A 19,104-nucleotide genomic window follows, 5' to 3' on the forward strand; every position below is an offset into this window, starting at 1 on the left:
CGAACTATATGACATCGACGGCGGGGCCATTTGATCGTTCTTGTGCCCTGTTCCCGCTGATAGTGGGAACAGGGCCTACGCGTTCGCCATGTCGAGGTCCGGCACGTCGTCGCCGAACGTCGACGCGACCAGCGTGCGCATCGCCGCGACCAGCAGCGTCGGGCCGGCCTGGTTGAACGTGCAGCGCTCGCCCGCGGACGGCACCGCGCGGTGCAGCACCGCCCGCCACGCGCCGCGCCCGCCGTCGCGCTCGAACGCGGCGAACGGCAGGCGCTCCACGATCGGTCCGCCGTCCGCCCACGACGACGACGGCGCGAACAGCGCCGGCACGCCGCCGTCGTCGCGGCTCACCCGGCACGCGCCGTCGGCGACATGCGGCGCGCCGAGCCCTTCCGCGACGGCCACCCAGTAATCGAGCGGCGCGCCAGCCAACTCCCGAACCTGCATCGCAGCCTCCCTGTCGGCCCGAAACGAAACGACATGCTAGCCCCGCCGCCGCCCGTAAAACAGGGCTTCACCGGCGAAACGGCCTCCGCACAAACCCGGGCATCCATGTTACGAATCGCCGTTTCCTGCGTACAATGGCCGGCAAGCCTGCCACGCGATGCAGCACCGACCGATCTTTCGGGGGAACGCATGTCCACGCACGCCAGAAAACCGCTGGTATCGCTCGTCGTGCCGTTTCATGATGAAGACGAAGCGATCGGCGCGTTCTTCGCCGCCACCGTGCCGATCCTCGAATCGATCGAAGCGGTCCGCTTCGAGATCGTCTGCGTCAACGACGGCAGCCGCGACCGCACGCTCGACCGGCTGATCGCCGTCGCCGCCAGCGACCCGCGCGTGCGCATCGTCGACCTCACCCGCCGCTTCGGCAAGGAAGCCGCGCTCACGGCCGGCCTCGACGAAGCGGCCGGCGCCGCGGCGATCCTGCTCGACGCCGACCTGCAGGACCCTCCCGCGCTGATCCCCGCGATGATCGAGCACTGGCGCGCCGGCGCCGAGGTCGTCGCCGCGAAGCGCACCAACCGGATGTGCGATCCGTTCATGCAGCGCGCGGCCGCCGCGCTCTACTACCGCGTGCACAATGCGCTGTCCGAAGTCGAGATGCCGGAAAACGTCGGCGATTTCCGCCTGATGGACCGTCAGGTGATCGACGCGCTGCGCGCGCTGCCGGAACGGCGGCGCTTCATGAAGGGCCTGTTCGCGTGGGTCGGCTACCGCACCGCGATCCTCGAATACACGCGCGCGCCGCGCAGCGGCGGCCGCTCGAAATTCTCCGGATGGCGGCGCTGGAACTTCGCGCTCGAAGGCATCACGAGCTTCAGCACCGTGCCGCTGCGCGTGTGGACCTACGTCGGCCTCGCGTTCGCGCTGCTGGCGCTCGCATACGGCGCGTTCATCGTCGTGCGCACGCTGCTGTTCGGCAACCCCGTGCACGGCTATGCGTCGCTGATCTCCGTCGTGCTGTTCATGGGCGGCATCCAGCTGATCGGCATCGGCGTGATCGGCGAATACCTCGGCCGCATCTACCACGAGTCGAAGCAGCGCCCCGTCTATCTCGTGCGGCGCCGCTACGGCGCCGACAGCCACGCGGACGCGCCGCCCGAGCGTCACGGCCACGCGCATCCGGCGTCGAAGCTGCTCCAGTTTCCGGTCAAGCGGACGGCGGCCCAGCGCCTGGCGGCCGCACGCCGCCGGCCGGCGGCGGCGACCGCCGGCCACACCGGTCACGCCGCCAGGAAGCTGTCGGCCAAGTAAGGACCAGGCAAGCCCGCATGCCGCCCATGGACATTCCCCGACAACCGGCGCAAGCGGCAGACCGCCCCGTCCGCGCATGGCTGACGCCCGGGCGGGTCGTCGTGTACAGCGCATTCGTGCTGGCGTTCTACGCGATCTTCCTGTGGATCTGGGCGTGGGTCGTTCTTCACGGGCCCGTCTCGTCGCGCCCCGGTTCGGACTACTCGGTGTTCTGGTCGGCGTCCTACGTGATGCTGCACGGCGACCCGTCGCAGGTCTACGATTTCCCGACCTTCTCGCGGATGTCGGCACGGATGTTCCCGCATTTCCACCGCGAGGGCTTTCTCGCGTGGCTGTACCCGCCCACCTACCTGCTGATGGTGACGCCGCTGTCGCTGCTGCCGTTCGCGGTGGGCTATCCGCTGTTCGTCGCGTTCGGCGTCGCGCTGCTCGGGGCGGCCGTGTGGCGCGTGTCCGGGCTCGCCGCGCTTCCCCGCGCGACGCGCTTCGCCGCGTTCGCGCTGGTCGCGAGCCCGTGCGTGTTCGTCACCGCGATGTTCGGGCAGAACGCGTTCCTGACCGCCGCATGCGCGGCGCTGGCCGTCTGCTGGGCCGACCGCCGGCCCGCGTGGGCCGGCCTCTGCATCGGCCTGCTGTCGGTGAAGCCGCAGATGGCGCTGCTGTTTCCGTTCGTGCTGGTCGCCGCGCGCGCGTGGCGCACGTTCGCGTGGGCCGCGCTCGCGACGACCGCGTTCGCCGCGCTGAGCGTGCTGGTGTGCGGCGTCGAATCGCTGCGCCTGTTCGCGGCCAGCACGGGGCTCGCTCGATCGCTGATCCTCGAGCACGGCATCGTGTTCTGGTTCGCGTCGCCGACGCCGTTCGCGGCGTTCCGCCTCGCGGGCCTGCCGGTTGCGGCCGCGTATGTTGCGCAGGCGTGCGTCGCCGTGATCGCGATCGCGGCCGCGTGCGTCGTGTGGGCGCGCTCGCGCGACCCGCGCCTGCGCGCTGCGGTGCTGATGGTCGCGACGCTCGCGTCGAATCCGTACGTGTGGCACTACGAGCTCGCGTGGCTCGGCGTCGCGCTCGCGTGCATGCTGGCGACCGGCTGGCGCGACGGCTGGCTGCGCGGCGAGCAGGCCATGATCGCGCTGATGTGGGCGCTGCCGCTGTACGAATACCTGAACCCGTTGTTCTACGCGCCGCAGGTCGGGCCGGCCGTGACGCTGGGCGCGCTGCTCGTGCTGCTGCGCCGCGCGCGGCCCGCTCACAACGCGAGCCTCGGCGGCGAATACACGCCGTAATACGGCCCGACGCCGCTGGCGACGCCGGTCATCTTGACGCCGGCGACGAAGTGGCCCTGGATGTACTTGTAGGTGCCGCCGAGCGACACGTCGATGTGGAAGGCCGCGAAGGCGACAACCGGCACATAGGCGCTGGTGGCCGTCTGCGTGACGACGGGCAGCACCACCGTCGTGCCGACCGGCACCGACGTGTAGAGCGTGGCCTTCACGCCGGTGGCGAGCCAGATGGTGTCGCCGATATTGAGCTGCGTCGGATTGCCGTTCGCCATCAGGCCCGCCATCGTCGTCACGTCGTTCGCGGTCGACTGGAACGACGTCCACTGCCCGCCCATGCACGACGCGCCATAGGTCTGGCCGTTCGTGATCATGAATTCGTACGGCAGGCCCGTCAGCGGATTGATCAGCGGCTGGTTGGTCGCCGCGTTCCAGTACTGGTTGTACACGCACTGGTCGATCGCGACCGGGAACAGGCCGCCGGCCGCCACCCCGCCGGGCGCCGCCAGCACCGCCACCGCGGTCGCGCTGCCGGACGCGCCGGGAATCCCGAGCAGCCCGCCGAGCAGCAGCGGAATCATCCCGCCGTTCACGCCCGGCGCGCGCGACACGGTGACCTGCACCGCCGGCGCGTCGTAGGTGCCGGGCGTGATGGTGGTCGCCTGCATCGTCGCGGGGCTGCGCCCCAGGTTCCAGTAGCCGGCTGCGACCGTGCCGGTCGACAGCGCGCTGCCGGCCGCCGAGTTCTGCGCGACCGCGCCGCTCGCCGCCGTCGCCGCCTGCGACCAGTTCAGCGCGCCGCCGCTCGGCGACATCAGCGCGTCCGCCCCCGCGAGCGCGGCCGCGTCGGCGGCGTTCTGCAGCTGGTTGCGGACCACCGCCACCCACGCGACATCGATCGCCAGCGCGCCGAACATCAGCAGCGGAATCAGGAACAGCAGGAAGAACAGCGCGACCGAGCCGCGCTGCCGCGCGGATTCGATGCCGCCCCGGCGCGCGTCATTCATAGAGCATCACGGCCGTCGCCGACACCGTGACCGGGCCGGTCAGCGCGCTGAACGCGGAGCCCAGCACGAGCCCCGTATACGTGTAGGTCACGGTCACCGTCAGCGCGCTGCCCGACGTCGTGCCGTTCGCCTGGGTGACGTTCACGGTCGGCGTCGTCGCGACGCCGCCGGTGATCAGGCTGTTCTGCGTGTAGTTGAGCGCGACGTTGGCGACCTGCGTCGTGGTCAGCATCGGCAGCCGCACGACGACGCCCGCGCGCGCCGCCTCGCGGCTCGCGTTCGTGATGACGGCCTTGTCGCACAGGATCAGGCTCATGTCGATGATGCCGAGCAGCACCATCAGCAGGAACGGCAGCATCAGCACGAACTCGAGGGAGATGACGCCGCGCGCGTGGCGCTCGCCGATCGCCCGGCGTGTCATTTCGCGGCTTCCGCGCCCGACTGCGCGACTGCCGGCTGCGCACCGCCCGCGCTCCCGCGCGACCCGAGCCGCGCGCGCACCGCCTGGTAGAAGCGCAGGTTGTCGGCCACGGCCGACGGCGGCAGGTCGGCGGACAGCAGCTTCTTCGCCGAATCGGTGTTGCCGAGCACGCCATACGCGAACGCGAGGTTCTGGCGCGCCTGCCACGGCGCGTCGGGCAGCCCGGCGACGTCGAGCAGCACGTTCACGCCCTCGCGCGGCCGGTTGCCCAGCACGAGCGACAGCCCGAGATCGACGCGCAGCCCCTGCGCATCGGGATGCGCACGCAGCGCTTCGCGATACACGGCCTGCGCATCCGCATGGCGCCCCTGCAGGTCGAGCACGGTGCCGAGCCCTTCGGCCGCGAGCGGATGATTCGGCTGCGCGGCCAGCAGCGCGCGATACCGCTCGCCGGCCTCGTCGAGCCGGCGCTGCCGCAGCGCGACGCGCGCGAGCCCGAGCTGCGGGCCGAGCTCCGCCGGCGCCTGGCGCTCCGCTTCCGCGTAAAGGATACGCGCGCGCTCCAGGTTGCCGGTGCGGTAATTCACGTCGCCAAGCCCGACGCGCGCCGCGAGCGCATCGGGATGCGCGGCGAGCACCTTCTCGTACAGCGTCGCCGCGAGTTCGACGTTGCCGCCGGCCAGCGCGCTGTCCGCGATGCGCATCTCGGCCTGCGGACCGTCGCTCTTGTGCGACAGCACCGGCCTCGACTGGATGCCCGGCGCGCCGCAGCCGCCGGCCAGCACCGGCAGCACGGCCGCGAGCGCGATCGTGATCAAGCGTGCAACGGATCGTGTCATCTGAACACCTCGAGCAGGCGGATCGCCGCCGGGCCCGCCGCGATCAGGCAGACCGTCGGCAGGATGAACAGCATCATCGGCAGCGTGATCTTCGGCGCGAGCTTCGCGGCCCGCTCCTCGAGCGCGACGATCTGCTCGGTGCGCTCGGTGCGCGCGAGCGTGCGCAGCGCCTGCGTGATCGGCGTGCCGAACCGCTGCGACTGCGTGAGCGTCGTCGCGAGCGAGCGCGCGGACGGCAGGTCGACGCGCGTCGCGAAATTGGCGAGCGTCGCGGCCACGTCGCCGCTCAGCGTCAGCTCGTCCGCGCAGACCGACAGCTCGTCGGCGAGCGGCGGGCAAATGCGCGCCAGTTCGTGCGCGACGCGCCTGACGCCCGACGCGAGGCTGTTGCCGGCCATCGTGCAGATCACCAGCAGGTCGAGCGCATCCGGCAGGCACCCGGCGATGATCCGCCGCCGCCGCCGGATCATCCCGCCGAGCACGTACTCGGGCACGATCACGCCGATCACGAACGCGGCGACCATCGCCAGCGCGCGGATCACGAAGTACTCGCCGAGCCGCGGAATGTACGGGCTGAACACGATCGCGACGCACGCGAACAGCACGCCGCCGCTCAGCTTGATCCCGATCATCGACGACACCGCGCGGCGCTCGCGGAAGCCCGCGCGCGTCAGCTGCAGGCCGAGCTTCACGCGCTGCATCGGGTCGAGCACCGGCAGCCGCTCGCCGAGCTGCGCGAGCCGCCGCGTCAAGTCCTGGCGGACGTCGCCCGGCTGCAGGAACATCGCCGCCGGCGACGCCGCGCGCTGCCCGGCCGCCTGCCGCGCGCGCGCGGCGATCCGCTTGCGCGTGCCGCCGCCGGGCGGCGCCAGCACGAACGCGACGCAGGCCAGCAACAGCAGCAGTTCGAGGCCGCGGGCGGCCAGCATCGACAGCGTCATCGCGCGGTCTCCAGTCTCGAGATCTTGCGGATCACCAGCAGCCCGATCACGAGCAGCGCGGCCGCGATCGTCAGCATCGTGTGGCCCGCATGCGTCGTGAACAGCAGCATGATGTACGGGCGGTTCACGAGAAACAGCGCGCCGATCATCACGAACGGCACCGCCGAAATGATGTTCGTCGTGATCCGCCCTTCCGCGGTCAGCGCGCGGCTTTTCAGGCGGATGTCGCGGCGCGAGCGGATGATGCTCGACAGCTCGTCGAGCGTCTCGCCGAGGCTGCCGCCGGTTTCGCGCTGCAGCAGCAGGTAGACGGTGAAGAACGAGAAGTCCGCGATCATCAGCCGGTCCGCCGCGTGCGTCAGCACGTCCTTCAGGTCCGCGCCGACGCGCAGGCTGTCGCCCATCGTCCGGAACGTCGAGCGCACCGGCTCGGCCGCGCTGTCGCCGACCGTGCTGATCGCCTGCGTGACCGGAATGCCGGCGCGCACCGCCCGCACGATCAGGTCGATCGCATCCGGAAACGCTTCGAGGAAGCGCAAGCGGAACCGCCGGATCAGCGCGAGATAGCTGCTGCGCAGCGCGACGAGCGGCAGCCCCGCGTAGACGAACGGGCGCACGAACCCCGGCGGCTCGATCAGCTTCACCGCGACGAGCGCCGCGAGCGCGCCGGCGATCGTGCTGGCGATCACGATCCGCACGCCGCCGTCGCCGCTGACCGCGCGCACCCGCGACACGTAGCGCTGCAGCCACGCGCGCGCCCTGCTCTGCCGGCGCTCGAGGCTCAGCAGCGCGAGGCCGGAACCGTCGACCGCGCCGGCGTCGCCGCCCGCATGCGCCGGCGACAGGCGGCGCATCCGCGCGCGAATGCGCTGCGCCGGCCCGTTGCGCGCGCGCTCGAGCAGCGACGAGATCGCGAGCCCGATCCCGAGGAGCGCGACGAACGCACAGGCCGCGAACAGGTCGGCGGCGCTCATTGCCGGAACACCTCGGCCAGCGCGTCCTCGACGCCGTAGTACGCGGCGCGCGCCGCGAACGCCGGCCGCAGCGACGACGCCTCGAACACGCCCTTCACCGCGTCGCGCGTCGTGTCGCCTTCCTGACGGAACGCGAACAGGTCCTGCGTGATGACCACCTCGCCTTCCATCCCGACGATCTCGGTGATCCGCGTGACGCGGCGCACGCCGTCGCGCATCCGCTCGACCTGCACGAACAGGTGGACGGCGCTCGCGATCTGGCGCCGGATCGACAGCAGCTGCAGGTTCGCGTTCGCCATCATGACCATGCTTTCGAGCCGGCTGATCGCGTCGCGCGGCGAGTTCGCGTGGATCGTCGTCATCGAGCCGTCGTGGCCCGTGTTCATCGCCTGCAGCACGTCGAACGCCTCCGGCCCGCGGATCTCGCCGAGGATGATCCGGTCGGGCCGCATCCGCAGCGCGTTGCGCACGAGGTCGCGCTGCGAAATCCCGCCGAGCCCCTCGGTGTTCTCGGGCCGCGTCTCGAGGCTGACGACGTGCGGCTGCAGAAGCTGCAGCTCGGCCGCATCCTCGATCGTCACGATCCGTTCGTGCTCCTCGATATGCTGCGACAGCGCGTTGAGCAGCGTCGTCTTGCCCGAGCCGGTGCCGCCGGAGATCACGACGTTCAGCCGGCACGTGCACGCGACCTTCAGCGCCTGCAGCATCGCGGGCGAGATGTTGCCCTGCTGCGCCATGCGCGCGAGCGTGATGTCGCGCTTCGCGAACTTGCGGATCGAGATCGACGGCCCGCGCATCGCGACCGGCGGCAGCACGACGTTCACGCGGCTGCCGTCGGCGAGGCGCGCGTCGACCATCGGGCTGCTCTCGTCGACGCGCCGCCCGACCGCCGCCGCGATCCGCTGCGCGACGCTCGTCACGTGCGCGTCGTCGCGGAACTTCAGCGTCGTGAGCTCGAGCCGCCCTGCGCGCTCGACATAAACCTGGTCGGGCCCGTTGACGAGGATGTCGGTCACCGTCTCGTCGGCGAGCAGCGGCTCGATCGGCCCGACGCCGAACATGTCGTTCAGGATCGCGTCGACGATCAGCACCTGCTCGCCGGCCGTGATCTTCAGCTGCTCGCGCTCCACCGTGTGCGCGGCAACCTGCTCGATGCCCGCGCGCACCTCGTCGCGCGTCTTCATCAGCGCCGCCGACATGTTCATCGACGCGAACACCGCCGTGCGGATCGCGTCGAACTTGCCGGACCGGATCAGCGCTTCGTGGTGGTCGGCCGCCGCGCGGGTCGGCATCGGGATCGGCGCGGGCGCGGGCGGGCGCGGCGCGTCGACACGCTCGGCCGGCGCGGGGTCCGCCGGCGGCCGGTTGCGGGTGCCGAATTTCATCACGGTCCATTCCTCCATTTGACGAACCGCGCGTACCACGGCTCGGCAGCGGCCATCGATTCGCCGGTGATGCCGTTCGCCATCTGCCGGATCTCGTCCAGGAAGCCGCGGCGCTTCGCGTTGTCGAGCGGCTCGCCGAGGTTTTCCGCGACGGCGAGCGTCTGCGGCTCGTGCGGCAGCTCGCGCAGCTTCACGCTGCCGAACGCCTCCTCGAAATCGGCCGGCTCGACGCGCCCCGCCACCGGCGCGAGCGGATTGTTCAGCACCATCGACAGCAGGCGCTCGCCGGGCAGCTCCCGCGTGAAGCGCGCGATCCGCCCGGCTTCGTAGGCCGCGTGCACCGACCGGTCGGCGACGATGTACACGAGATCGGACGCTTCGAGCGCGTCCTCGAACAGCTGGCCGGCCCCGCTGCCGACGTCGAACAGCACGTAGTGGAAGCGGTCCTTCAGCATGTCGACGAGGCCCGTGACGGCCGCGGCGCGCAGCGGCACGTCCGCGCCGTAGGCCAGCTCGGCCGACAGCACGTGCAGCCGGTCGCCCTTCGTGACGAACATGCGCTCGAACAGCGCGTCGTCCGGCCGCTGCTCCATGTTCAGCAGTTCGATCAGGCCGTTGTTGCTCGACAGCCCGAACATCGAGTTCGCGCCGCCGCCGTGCAGGTTCAGGTCGACATACGCGACGCGCCGGCGCTTCTCGCCCGCGAGGCAGCGCGCGAGGCTCACCGCGATCGTGGTCGCGCCGACGCCGCCGCGCGCGCCGACGAAACTCACGGTCTTGCCGGTGCGCACCTGCACGACCGACTCGGTGGCCGTCAGCGCGCGCCGCACCAGCTCGACCGTCAGCGGCTTGACGATGTAGTCCTGCACGCCGATGCCGAGCAGGTTGCGGAACAGCCCGACGTCGTTCTGCGTGCCGACCGCGACGACCCGCACCGACGGGTCGCACACTTCCGCGAGCCGCATCAGGTCCGACACCGGCAGCACCGAATCCGACACGTCGACGACGAGCTGGCGCGGCGAGCGCTCGTTCTGCTGCAGCAGGCGGATCGCGTCGTCGCACCCGCCGAGCTGCAGGTGCGCGCGCGTGATCGACAGATCCTTCGCGACGCGGCTGATCACGTCCTCGCTGCCCGGGTCGGACACGACCGCGATGAGGTCCGCCGCTCCGGCGGGGGCGGCGCGCTTGGCATTCTGGCGGGCGAGGACTTTCATGGCGGCGTGAGAGAGGCGTGGGTGGGATCAGCGTCCGGGCGAGCCGGTCGTCGTCAGCGTCTTGCCCGGCGCCGGCTGCTTGACGCGATCCTCGACGTAGCGGCGCACCGCGCCGGCCGCCGCTTCCGCGTCGGCGCCCCCGTACGGCACCGGCGCGACGAGGTCCTCGGGCCGCGCGAGCATCGCCGCGAGGTTGCGATAGGTCGCGCAGCCGAACGGCACGCCCGCGCGCCCGAACCCCGCATCGACGAGGTGCGACGGCTGCATCAGCTTCATGCAGTCGGGCGGCACCGCGCGCGCCCCGTCGAAGCCGATCGCGGTCGTATCGGGCAGGCTCAGCGGCGGCGGCGCCGACAGGCAGCCCGCGAGCGCCAGGGGCGCCAGCACGATCAGCGCGGAGACGGTCGTTCGAATTCGCATGTGCGTCCTCCCGACGTCAGTAGACGAAGCCCGCGGCGCCGACCAGACGCGGCGTGTCGCCCGACAGCAGGTCGAGCCCGAGGTTGCGCTGCACCGCGAACTCCAGGTCGCTGCTCGGCCGCGCGACGGTATCGATCGCCTGCTCGAGCTGGCCGGGCCCGGCCGGCTGCACGATGTACGGCGTGACGATCACGACGACCTCGGTCTTGTTGTCCTGGAAGTTCTTCGACGAGAACAGCCGGCCGAGCACCGGCAGCCGGCCGAGCCCGGGGATCTGCGACACGACGTCGCTCGTCTGGCTCTGCAGCAGCCCGCCGATCGCGAAGCTCTGCCCGCTCGACAGCTCGACCGTCGTCTCGACGCGCCGCACGCTCAGCGCCGGCACCTTGACGCCGCCGGTCGTCACGCTGTTGGTCGGATCGATCTCGCTGACCTCCGGCCGCACCTTCAGGCTGATCCGGTTCTCGGCGAGCACGGTCGGCGTGAAGTCGAGCGACACGCCGAACGGCTTGTACTCGACCGTGATCGCGCCGGTCGTGGTGCCGCTTTGCGCGACCGGGATCGGAATCTCGCCGCCGGCGAGGAAGCTCGCGGTCTCGCCCGACATCGCGGTCAGGTTCGGCTCGGCGAGCATCGTGATCAGCCCTTCCTGGTCGAGCGCGTCGAGCACGACGTCGATCGACCAGCGCCCCGCGCGGAACCCGCCGAGCACCGAGAACGCGCCCGTCGGCGACAGGTTGAACAGGCTCGTGGTCGGGTCGAACAGCGTGCGCCCGTTGAACAGCCCGCCGATGAAGTTGCCGGAGCCGCCTAGCCCGCTCCAGTTGATGCCGAGCTGCTGCGTGATGTTGCGGCTCACCTCGGTCACCCTGACGCGCAGGTTGACCTGGATCGGGCGCGACAGCGTGAGCCGGTTGACGAGCTTTTCCTTGTCCTGCAGGTACGGCGCGAGCGACTGCATCACGGCGTCGGCGTCGGCCCCGCTCGGCACCTTGCCCGACACCATCAGCGAGCCGGGCGCGCCGGACACCTTGAGCTGCCATTGCGGAAACCGGCCGTCGAGCACGCGCTGCAGCGACGGCGTATCGGCCTGCACGATCACGGTCCTGCGCAGGATCGGCCGGTGGTTCGCGCCGAGCGCGATCAGCGTCGTCGTGCCGGCCTTCTTGCCGAACACGAACACGGTGCGCGGCGACGGCACCTGGATGTCGGCGATGGACGGATCGGCGACGAACATCGTGGTCGCGGGCTCGGGCAGCGACAGCAGGTCGCCCTTGCCGGCCGCGAGCGTCAGCGGCGCGCCGGCATCCGGCGCGCTCGCGCGCTGCGCGAACGCGACGCCGGGCGCAGCGACGCAGGCCATGCACCAGAGAGCGATCCAACGAACCATGCGCACCATGCGTTTTCTCGTCAAATGCCCAAATGCCGGCCGCCGCGCGGCCGGTCCGATCCGTCACTGCGGGGTCGTCCCCGGCGGCTGCGGCGCCTGCGCGGCGAGGTTGCCGGCGTTCGACGCGCCGGGCAGGCCCGGCAACCCGGACGGCAGCGGCGGCACGCCGGCCAGGCCGATGCCGCCGCCGCGCGCCCCGTCGTCGACCGTCGAGCCGCGGTAGATCACCACCGTATTGTTCTGCCGGGGCAGCCGCGCGCCGGCATCCGGCGCGGCGGCCGGCGCGCGCGTCGCGTCGCGGAACGCGCGCGACACGTCGCCGGCCCACACCGGCGGCGAGTCGGGCTCCTGCTCGTCGCCGCCCGCCGGCTGCCGCCGGTCGCTCGTCGCGAAGCTGCGCAGCGCGAGCGACAGCGACCCGAGACGCGTCGCGACCAGCACGACCTGCGCGGTGCGCGGCGCGACCTCGAGCGTGACCGTGCGCGCGTGGACGGTCGCGTCCGCCCCGCTGGCGGGCCCCTTCGCGCGCTGGAATTCCGAGCCGACCGCGAGCACGCGCGCGCGCCGCACGACCGTCTCCGCCTCGTACGCGCCGGGCTCGGCCGTCGTGCCGCCGAGCTGCTGGGTCAGCAGCACGTCGACGAAATCGCCCGGCTGGATCAGGCCCGCGTTGCCCGACACGTCGTCGACCGGCACCGAGATCGCGCGCATGCCCGGCTTCAGCGCGGCCGCGAGAAAATCCGGCGCGCCGGCCGCAATCACGTTGTCCGCGCGTATCGGCGCGCCCGCGCTCACGCGGTTGCGCAGCAGCGCGCCCTTCAGGTCCGCGCCGGGCTGCGACTCGACGAACGCGCCCGGCGGCACCTGCGCATGCGGGACGCGCTTCCACGCGAGGTCGTTGTCGCGCAACAGCAGCCCTTCCGGCAGGTCGGCGGCCGCGACGCGCACGCGCGCCTCCGCGGACTCCGCGGGCGCCTTGGTGGTCGACGCGGCGACGTACAGCTCGCGCAGGATGAACGCGCCGATGCCGGCGGCAATGATCAGCGCGGCCATTCTCAGGGGTTTGGGCATGGCGGCGTGCGTCCCCCGGCTAGGTGAGCGTGGCGGCGTGCGCAAACGCCGCCCAGATCGACAGCGCGCCGCCCAGCGCGAGCGGGACGCCGTACGGCACGCCGCGCGTCGCGACGGGACGCGCGGGTGCGGTGCGCCGCTGCCGCGCGACGGTCGCGAGCGCCGCGACGCCACACGCGAGACCGCCCGCGCCGACGATCGTCAGCACCGGGCCGGCCAGCGCCGGGCCGGCCCACAGGAACACGGCGGCCGCCAGCTTGACGTCGCCGCCGCCGATCCAGCCCGCGTGGCGAAACCCGCCGAACAGCAGCAGCATCGCCGCGCCGGTCGCGACATGGCCTGCCACCGGCGCGAACCCGTCGCGCACCAGCGCCGCCGCGACGAAGTACAGCGTCGCGAACGCCAGCACCGCGCGATTGGACAGGCGCCGCGCGCGCAGATCCTGCACCGCGAGCAACGCCAGCACGGCCGTGGCCACCCACTGCACGAGATAGAGCATGAACGGCACCGTCCGTCAGCGCGCCTCCGGTCGGGATACGTTCGACCGCTGCGGATCCGTACGTGCGTCGGCGGCGCGGGATCAAGGGATCAAGGGATCAAGGGATCAAGGGATCAAGGGATCAAGGGATCAAAGGATCAGATCAGGCCCGTCACCTTCGAGATCAGCGCCGAGAAGATGCTCGGCAGACCGCCGGATGTGCTGCTGAGGATCGCGCCGACCGCTGCGAGCGCGACCACGACGATGCCGGCAAGCACCGCGTATTCCATTGAGCTGACACCGCGTTCGTCGCGCAGCAGGGACTTGACGTATTGCAGCATGACAACCTCCTTGCAAGGGGGTCGGTGATCGACCGTTGAACGTCATGGCGTTGCGTGACCCCGGCGGCCTTCACATCGGGCCGCTAGCATCCGCGGAGTCGACTCGATCGCTGCGCCGCCGGCAGGCACCTTGCCGACGACCTTGATTCGTCTTGGGTATAGACAATTTTCCGGACGAATTCAAATTATTTGGCGTCGGAGTGTATTTATGGATAGCACCCCGCAACAATCAAACCATTTATCATTTCGCCGCAATTGTTTCTCGCGCAGCAACGGAATTCCGGATCATTGATCGGGCGCGTGCTCGCCCGTTCGCGGGCGAATCGGCTGTTCACCGCCTGCAAGCAGCGCGTCGATTTTCATTGCATTTTCCAGCTCGCGCATCGACGTCGATTTATTACCGACGCGCTCGCGCGACTCGGTAAAAACGACGAATCCAGATGGATTTTTCCTGCGAGTTTTGCTGCCTTTTCCGGCGAAAAGGCCCGGCGAAAAGGCAAGCGCGGCCGATCGCCCGTCCGCGTCAATCGAGCCACACGCCGTCGAACCGGTGTCCGCCCAGCGGCGAGAACGCGAGGCCGTGCACGCGTGTCGACACCGGCAGCGACACGATCGAATGCGAGATCGGCGTGAACGGCACCTGGTCCTTGAACACGACCTGCGCCTGCTCGTACAGCGCCGTGCGACGCGCGACGTCGGCGTGCGTGCGCGCCTGGTCGATCAGCCGGTCGAAATCCGCGTTGCACCACTTCGACAGGTTGCTGCCGTGCACGGCGTCGCAGCCGAGCAGCGCGCCCAGCCAGTTGTCCGGGTCGCCGTTGTCGCCCGACCAGCCGTACAGGATCGCGTCGTGCTGCCCTTCGAGCTTCGAGCGCCGGTTGTATTCGCCCCATTCGTAGCTGACGATCTTCGCGCGCACGCCGAGCTTCGCCCAGTCCTGCTGGATCAGCTGCGCCATCAACTGCGCGTTCGGGTTGTACGGGCGCTGCACCGGCATCGCCCACAGCGTCAGCTCGAAGCCGTTCGGAAAGCCCGCGCGCGCCAGCAGCGCCTTCGCCGCCGCGAGGTCGCGCGGCGCATCCTTCAGCCGCGGGTTGTACGACCATTGCGCGGGCGGCATCGGGTTGGTCGCGATCTTCGCGTCACCGCCGAAGACGGTCCTGATGATCGCGGCCTTGTCGATCGCCATGTCGAGCGCGCGCCGCACGTCGACGCGGTCGAGCGGCGCATGCTGCGTGTTGTACGCGACGAAGCCGACGTTGAAGCCCATCCCCGAGAACAGCGTGAGCTTCGGATCGCGCTTCACCGTGTCGAGATCCGCGGGCCGCGGAAACACCGACACCTGGCATTCGCCGCCCGCGAGCTTGCGCAGCCGCGTCGCGGGATCGGGCGTGATCGCGAACACCAGATGCGCGAGCTTCACGTCGTCCGGCTTCCAGTAGTCGGGGTTCGCGTCGTAGCGGATCACCGCGTCCTTCTGGTAGGCCCGCAACTGGAACGGCCCCGTGCCGACCGGCAGCTGGTTGATGTCCGCCTCGCGATGGCGCGCCGCGAGCTGCGACGCGTACTCGGCCGACAGGATCGACGCAAAGGCCATCGCGAGATTGCGCACGAAGATCACGTCGGGCGTCTTCAGCACGAAGCGCACCGTGTCGTCGTCGACCTTGTCGATGCGCTCGATGTTGCGGTCGAAGCCGAGATCGCTGAAGTACGGAAAACTCGTCGGATACGCCTTGCGGAACGGATCGTCCGGATCGAGCATCCGGCGGAACGTGAACACGACGTCGTCGGCCTGGAACGGCCGGGTCGGCTTGAACCACGCGGTGGTCTGGAATTTCACGCCGCGCCGCAGGTGGAACGTGTAGACGCGCCGGTCGGGCGACACATCCCAGCTCGTCGCGAGCGCCGGCTCGGGATCGAGCGTGCCGCGCTTGAACTGCACGAGCGCGTTGTAGATCGTGAACGTGCTCGCGTCGAAGTCGGTGCTCGTCGTGTGCTGGCCCGGATCGAAGCCGGCCGGGCTGCCTTCGGAGCAGTACACGAGCGTCTTGCCGCCGGCCGGTGCGGCGTTCGCGTGCGGCGCCGCGAGCGCGAACAGCGCGCCGGCGAACAGGCTGATCCGGAGACGACGCGCGACGGACGGAACGAAAGGAGTCTTCATGATGGCGATGACGGTGAGAGAAAGCGCAATGGACTGCGCTTCATCTTCGCGCGCGCGTCGCGAATCACTTACCAATTAATTCGCCATTGCTTATCGCGGTGGAAAGCGTCGGCGCGCGCCGGCGCGTTCGCCGATTCGCTGCTTTCGATATGCGCAAAGATTGGTTGGCGCGGCCCGCCTGTCGACGTAAGGTCGTGGGTCCGTCCGGCGTGGTGTGCATCGTCACCCCGCCGCGATTCCGCTTCCCTGCCCCGAGGCCGTCCGATGAGCCAACGTCACACCCCGATCGACACCGCCCCCGCCGATTCGCGCCGCCGCCGGCTGCTGCACGGCGCCGCCGCCGGGCTGGCCAGTCTCGCGCTCGCGCCGCTCGCCGGTGCGCCCGCCTATGCGCAAGGCAACGGCGCGCGGCTGCGGATCGGCTTCCAGAAATACGGCAATCTCGTCGTGCTGAAGGCGCGCGGCACGCTGGAAAAGCGGCTCGCGAGCCAGGGCGTCGCGGTCGAATGGCTCGAGTTTCCCGCCGGGCCGCAACTGCTCGAAGGGCTGAACGCCGGCGCGATCGACGTCGGCACGGTCGGCGAAACGCCGCCGATCTTCGCGCAGGCCGCGGGCGTCGACTTCGTCTACATCGGCAGCGAACCGCCCGCGCCGCGCGGCGAAGCGATCGTCGTGCTGCCCGATTCGCCGATCCGCTCGATCGCGCAACTGCGCGGCAGGAAGGTCGCGCTCAACAAAGGCTCGAACGTCCACTACCTGCTCGTGAAGGCGCTCGAGCACGCGGGCCTCGCGTATGCCGACATCCAGCCGATCTACCTGACGCCCGCGGATGCGCGCGCGGCATTCGTGCAGCGCAACGTCGACGCGTGGGTGATCTGGGATCCGTACCTGGCCGCCGCCGAGCGGCAGCTGAACGCGCGCGCGATCGCGAACGGCGAAGGGCTCGTGCGCAACACGCAGTACTATCTCGCCGCGCGCAAGTACGCGGCCGCGCAACCGCAGGTGCTGCGCGCGCTGCTCGACGAAGTGGACGCGGTCGATCGCTGGGCACGCGACCACGTGCCGGACGTCGCCGCGCAGCTGTCGCCGCTCGTCGGCCTCGACGCGCCGACGCTCGAAGTCGCGCTCAAGCGCGCGGGTTACGGCGTCCAGCCGATCACGGATGCGACGCTCGCGTACCAGCAGAACATCGCCAATGCGTTCAGCACGCTGAAACTGATTCCGGCCAAGGTGACGGTCGCGAACGCGCGCTGACGGCGCGCGGCAAGCGCCGCCATCCGTCGCGGTCGTGACGAACCTGTCGGCAGCGACCGCGACATCCTCCTGATACTTCCTGCTTTTTTATTGGTTTTCCTGACGACCTGCGAGGCCGTTCAGTGCGTGTGCTGTTCGGCCGGCAGATCGATGAGTATCACCTCCCCGTCGTCGCCGCCGGTCACGCTCAGCTCGCCCGGCTGAACGATCCGCGCCGCGTCGCCGGGCTGGAGCGCTTGCCCATCGAGCACGACGCTGCCGCGCGCGACGTGGAAATACGCGATGCGGCCCGGCGCCACGCGATAGGTCGCCGACCTCCCGACGCCGAACAGGCCCGCGTAGATCCGCGCGTCCTGGTAGATCGACAGCGACCCGTCGCTGCCGTCCGGAGACACGAGCAGGCACCACTTGCCATCCTTCTCCTCGCGCGTGAAGACCCGCTCCTCGCAGCGCGGCTGCGCATCGCGCACGTTCGGCGTCAGCCAGATCTGCAGCAGATGGCAGGGCTCCGCCAGCTGATTGATGCCGCAATGGCTGACGCCGGCCCCCGCGCTGATGCGTTGCACGTAGCCGCCGTCGATCACGCTGTGCCGGCCGTCGGCATCGTCCTGCGTGAGCTCCCCTTGCAGCATGTACGTGACGATCTCGGTGTTGTCGTGACTGTGCATGTCGAAGCCGCGGCCCGGGGAAATGAAGTCCTCGTTCAGCGCCTTCAGCGCGCCGAAGTTCGTGTGTTCCGGGTCGTGGTAGTACTCCTCGAACGAAAAGCTGAAGAAGGAATTGATCCAGCCTTGATTGGCGTTGCCGCGATCGCCGGCTCTGCGAATGTCGAACATCTGCTTCACCTCTCTCGATGTGGGGGAATGAATCAACCGTGCTGCGGTTGCAGAAGTTATATGAGCTTCGCGATTCGACGCGCAAGCAAAACCTGTTGCATACATTGACAGTTCTCCTGCATCGAAAAGCATCGCTAATCTTCGGACAGCGCAGGGCTTGCCGCCCTGCCCGGCAACCGCTTCGCGACAGGCGTCGCGTTCAATGCCGGATACGAACCGGGGCATACGATGCAGGAGACCTTCGAAACACGCGTGCGCGAATTCATGTCGGTCGAGATCGCGCCGTACGTCGATGCGTGGGAACGGGACGGCGCCTATCCGCTGGCGCTGCTCGCGCGAGCGGGCGACGCGGGCCTGCTGTCCCTCGGCTATCCGGCGGATTCGATCCCGCGCGATCCGCGACGGCTGGCCGCGCTGATACGGGTGCTGGCCGAATGCGGCGCGCACGGCGTCGTCGTGGGCCTGTTCACGCATACGGTCAGCCTGATGGCGCTCGCCGGCTCGGCCGAGGAACGGGTGCCCGCGATGCTCGCCGGCCGGCGGAGCGCGGCGCTCGCGCTCACCGAACCGCAGGCCGGCTCGGATCTCAACGGCATCGACAGCGTCGCCGTGCGCGACGGGTCCGGCTATCGCCTGTCGGGCACCAAGACCTACATCTGCAACGGCGCGCGCGCCGACTGGCTGATCGTCTCCGCGCGCCTCGACGGCGAGCTCGCGCTGTTCATGGTGGAGTGCCGCGCGGACGGCGTCGAGACCGCGCCGCTCGACTGTGTCGGCTGGCGCAGCCTGCCGCTCGCCGAGGTGCGCCTGCGCGGCGTTCGCGCGACGCGCATCGCGCCGGAGCGCCCCGCGCGAGCGCTGCTCGGCGAGATGCTCAAGCAGGAACGGCTCAATCTCGCGGTGCTCGCGACGGCCAGCACGGACTGGCTGCTCGGCTTGACGGTGCGGCATTGCAAGTCGCGCACGGTCGCGGGCAAGCCGCTGTTCGACCGGTCGGCCGTGCGGCACCGTCTCGCGGATCGCCATGCGAAGGCCACCGCCGCACGCCTGACCGTGCAGCACGCGGTCGACCGCCACGCCGACGGCGCGCTCGACGCCGTGACGGCCGCGATCGCGAAGAACGTCGCGGTCGACGCGCTGAACGGCATGGCCGACGACGCGCTGCAGCTGCACGCCGCGCAAGGCTGCATCGCGCCGTCGCCGATCGAGCGCGCGTGGCGCGATGCGCGGCTGCTGTCGATCGGCGGCGGCACGCGGGAAATCCTGCTGGAGATCACCGCTCGCGCGCTGTGAACCTCGCCGGAATCGCGTCCGGCCTCCGGCTGCCAACCAAGGAAAAC

General features: G+C 70.3%; 19 protein-coding genes. 4 read left to right on the forward strand and 15 right to left on the reverse strand.

Going from position 1 to position 19,104, the window contains the following annotated elements; all coding sequences use genetic code 11:
* Positions 1-75: 75 nt before the first annotated feature.
* Positions 76-447 carry a phage protein NinX family protein gene (locus ACFIMZ_RS29195; RefSeq protein ID WP_431822939.1) on the reverse strand — a complete coding sequence of 124 codons (372 nt, stop codon included), beginning with the start codon at positions 445-447 and terminating at the stop codon, positions 76-78.
* A 189-nt stretch (positions 448-636) separates the two neighbouring features.
* Here ACFIMZ_RS29195 and ACFIMZ_RS29200 point away from each other — a divergent pair, with 189 nt between their 5' ends.
* Positions 637-1,758 (forward strand): glycosyltransferase family 2 protein, encoded by a 1,122-nt coding sequence (locus ACFIMZ_RS29200; protein WP_431822940.1) that lies wholly within the window; start codon positions 637-639, stop codon positions 1,756-1,758.
* Positions 1,759-1,784: 26 nt separating this feature from the next.
* Positions 1,785-3,038 carry a glycosyltransferase family 87 protein gene (locus ACFIMZ_RS29205; protein ID WP_431822941.1) on the forward strand — a complete coding sequence of 418 codons (1,254 nt, stop codon included), beginning with the start codon at positions 1,785-1,787 and terminating at the stop codon, positions 3,036-3,038.
* On the opposite strand, the gene ACFIMZ_RS29210 is transcribed toward ACFIMZ_RS29205, so the two are convergent.
* The 13 genes from ACFIMZ_RS29210 to ACFIMZ_RS29270 all read right to left on the reverse strand — a co-directional run bounded on the left by ACFIMZ_RS29210 (position 3,002) and on the right by ACFIMZ_RS29270 (position 15,674).
* Complete coding sequence (locus ACFIMZ_RS29210) at positions 3,002-4,039, reverse strand: TadG family pilus assembly protein (protein ID WP_431822942.1); 1,038 nt, start codon at positions 4,037-4,039, stop codon at positions 3,002-3,004. The two genes, ACFIMZ_RS29205 and ACFIMZ_RS29210, sit on opposite strands and share 37 nt — an antisense overlap.
* The gene (locus ACFIMZ_RS29215; RefSeq protein WP_431822943.1) at positions 4,032-4,460 is read right to left on the reverse strand and encodes a TadE/TadG family type IV pilus assembly protein; all 429 of its coding nucleotides are present in this window, start codon (positions 4,458-4,460) and stop codon (positions 4,032-4,034) included. The genes ACFIMZ_RS29210 and ACFIMZ_RS29215 overlap by 8 nt, the downstream gene beginning before the upstream one ends.
* Positions 4,457-5,299 (reverse strand): tetratricopeptide repeat protein, encoded by an 843-nt coding sequence (locus ACFIMZ_RS29220; protein WP_431822944.1) that lies wholly within the window; start codon positions 5,297-5,299, stop codon positions 4,457-4,459. The genes ACFIMZ_RS29215 and ACFIMZ_RS29220 overlap by 4 nt, the downstream gene beginning before the upstream one ends.
* A complete protein-coding gene (locus ACFIMZ_RS29225; RefSeq protein ID WP_431822945.1) occupies positions 5,296-6,240 on the reverse strand; it encodes a type II secretion system F family protein in 945 nt (314 codons plus the stop codon). Before ACFIMZ_RS29225 ends, ACFIMZ_RS29220 begins: the two co-directional genes overlap by 4 nt.
* Entirely contained in the window at positions 6,237-7,214 is a 978-nt protein-coding gene (locus tag ACFIMZ_RS29230) for a type II secretion system F family protein (protein ID WP_431822946.1), read from the reverse strand. Before ACFIMZ_RS29230 ends, ACFIMZ_RS29225 begins: the two co-directional genes overlap by 4 nt.
* Positions 7,211-8,599, reverse strand: coding sequence for a CpaF family protein (locus ACFIMZ_RS29235; protein WP_431822947.1), 1,389 nt, complete (start codon positions 8,597-8,599; stop codon positions 7,211-7,213). The genes ACFIMZ_RS29230 and ACFIMZ_RS29235 overlap by 4 nt, the downstream gene beginning before the upstream one ends.
* On the reverse strand, positions 8,599-9,813 hold the full coding sequence (locus ACFIMZ_RS29240) for an AAA family ATPase (protein WP_431822948.1): 1,215 nt from the start codon (positions 9,811-9,813) through the stop codon (positions 8,599-8,601). The genes ACFIMZ_RS29235 and ACFIMZ_RS29240 overlap by 1 nt, the downstream gene beginning before the upstream one ends.
* A gap of 27 nt (positions 9,814-9,840) precedes the next feature.
* Positions 9,841-10,233, reverse strand: coding sequence for a CpaD family pilus assembly lipoprotein (locus ACFIMZ_RS29245; protein WP_431822949.1), 393 nt, complete (start codon positions 10,231-10,233; stop codon positions 9,841-9,843).
* A gap of 16 nt (positions 10,234-10,249) precedes the next feature.
* Entirely contained in the window at positions 10,250-11,632 is a 1,383-nt protein-coding gene (locus tag ACFIMZ_RS29250; protein WP_431822950.1) for a type II and III secretion system protein family protein, read from the reverse strand.
* 54 nt (positions 11,633-11,686) lie between these two features.
* Complete coding sequence (gene cpaB / locus ACFIMZ_RS29255; protein WP_431822951.1) at positions 11,687-12,694, reverse strand: Flp pilus assembly protein CpaB; 1,008 nt, start codon at positions 12,692-12,694, stop codon at positions 11,687-11,689.
* Positions 12,695-12,713: 19 nt separating this feature from the next.
* Positions 12,714-13,193: an A24 family peptidase gene (locus ACFIMZ_RS29260; RefSeq protein ID WP_431822952.1), complete on the reverse strand. Its 480-nt coding sequence runs from the start codon at positions 13,191-13,193 to the stop codon at positions 12,714-12,716.
* A gap of 137 nt (positions 13,194-13,330) precedes the next feature.
* Positions 13,331-13,513: a Flp family type IVb pilin gene (locus tag ACFIMZ_RS29265; protein ID WP_431822953.1), complete on the reverse strand. Its 183-nt coding sequence runs from the start codon at positions 13,511-13,513 to the stop codon at positions 13,331-13,333.
* 523 nt (positions 13,514-14,036) lie between these two features.
* Positions 14,037-15,674, reverse strand: a complete 1,638-nt coding sequence (locus tag ACFIMZ_RS29270; RefSeq protein ID WP_431822954.1) for an ABC transporter substrate-binding protein — start codon at positions 15,672-15,674, stop codon at positions 14,037-14,039.
* Positions 15,675-15,938: 264 nt separating this feature from the next.
* Here ACFIMZ_RS29270 and ACFIMZ_RS29275 point away from each other — a divergent pair, with 264 nt between their 5' ends.
* Positions 15,939-16,928, forward strand: a complete 990-nt coding sequence (locus ACFIMZ_RS29275; RefSeq protein ID WP_431822955.1) for a sulfonate ABC transporter substrate-binding protein — start codon at positions 15,939-15,941, stop codon at positions 16,926-16,928.
* Between the two features lie 119 nt (positions 16,929-17,047).
* On the opposite strand, the gene ACFIMZ_RS29280 is transcribed toward ACFIMZ_RS29275, so the two are convergent.
* Positions 17,048-17,764, reverse strand: a complete 717-nt coding sequence (locus ACFIMZ_RS29280; RefSeq protein ID WP_431822956.1) for a pirin family protein — start codon at positions 17,762-17,764, stop codon at positions 17,048-17,050.
* Positions 17,765-17,992: 228 nt separating this feature from the next.
* On the opposite strand from ACFIMZ_RS29280, the gene ACFIMZ_RS29285 reads away from it, so the two are divergent.
* Positions 17,993-19,057 carry an acyl-CoA dehydrogenase family protein gene (locus tag ACFIMZ_RS29285; RefSeq protein ID WP_431822957.1) on the forward strand — a complete coding sequence of 355 codons (1,065 nt, stop codon included), beginning with the start codon at positions 17,993-17,995 and terminating at the stop codon, positions 19,055-19,057.
* Positions 19,058-19,104 lie beyond the last annotated feature (47 nt).

The sequence above is a fragment of the Burkholderia sp. F1 genome, from assembly GCF_050813845.1.
GTDB lineage: Bacteria > Pseudomonadota > Gammaproteobacteria > Burkholderiales > Burkholderiaceae > Burkholderia > Burkholderia ubonensis.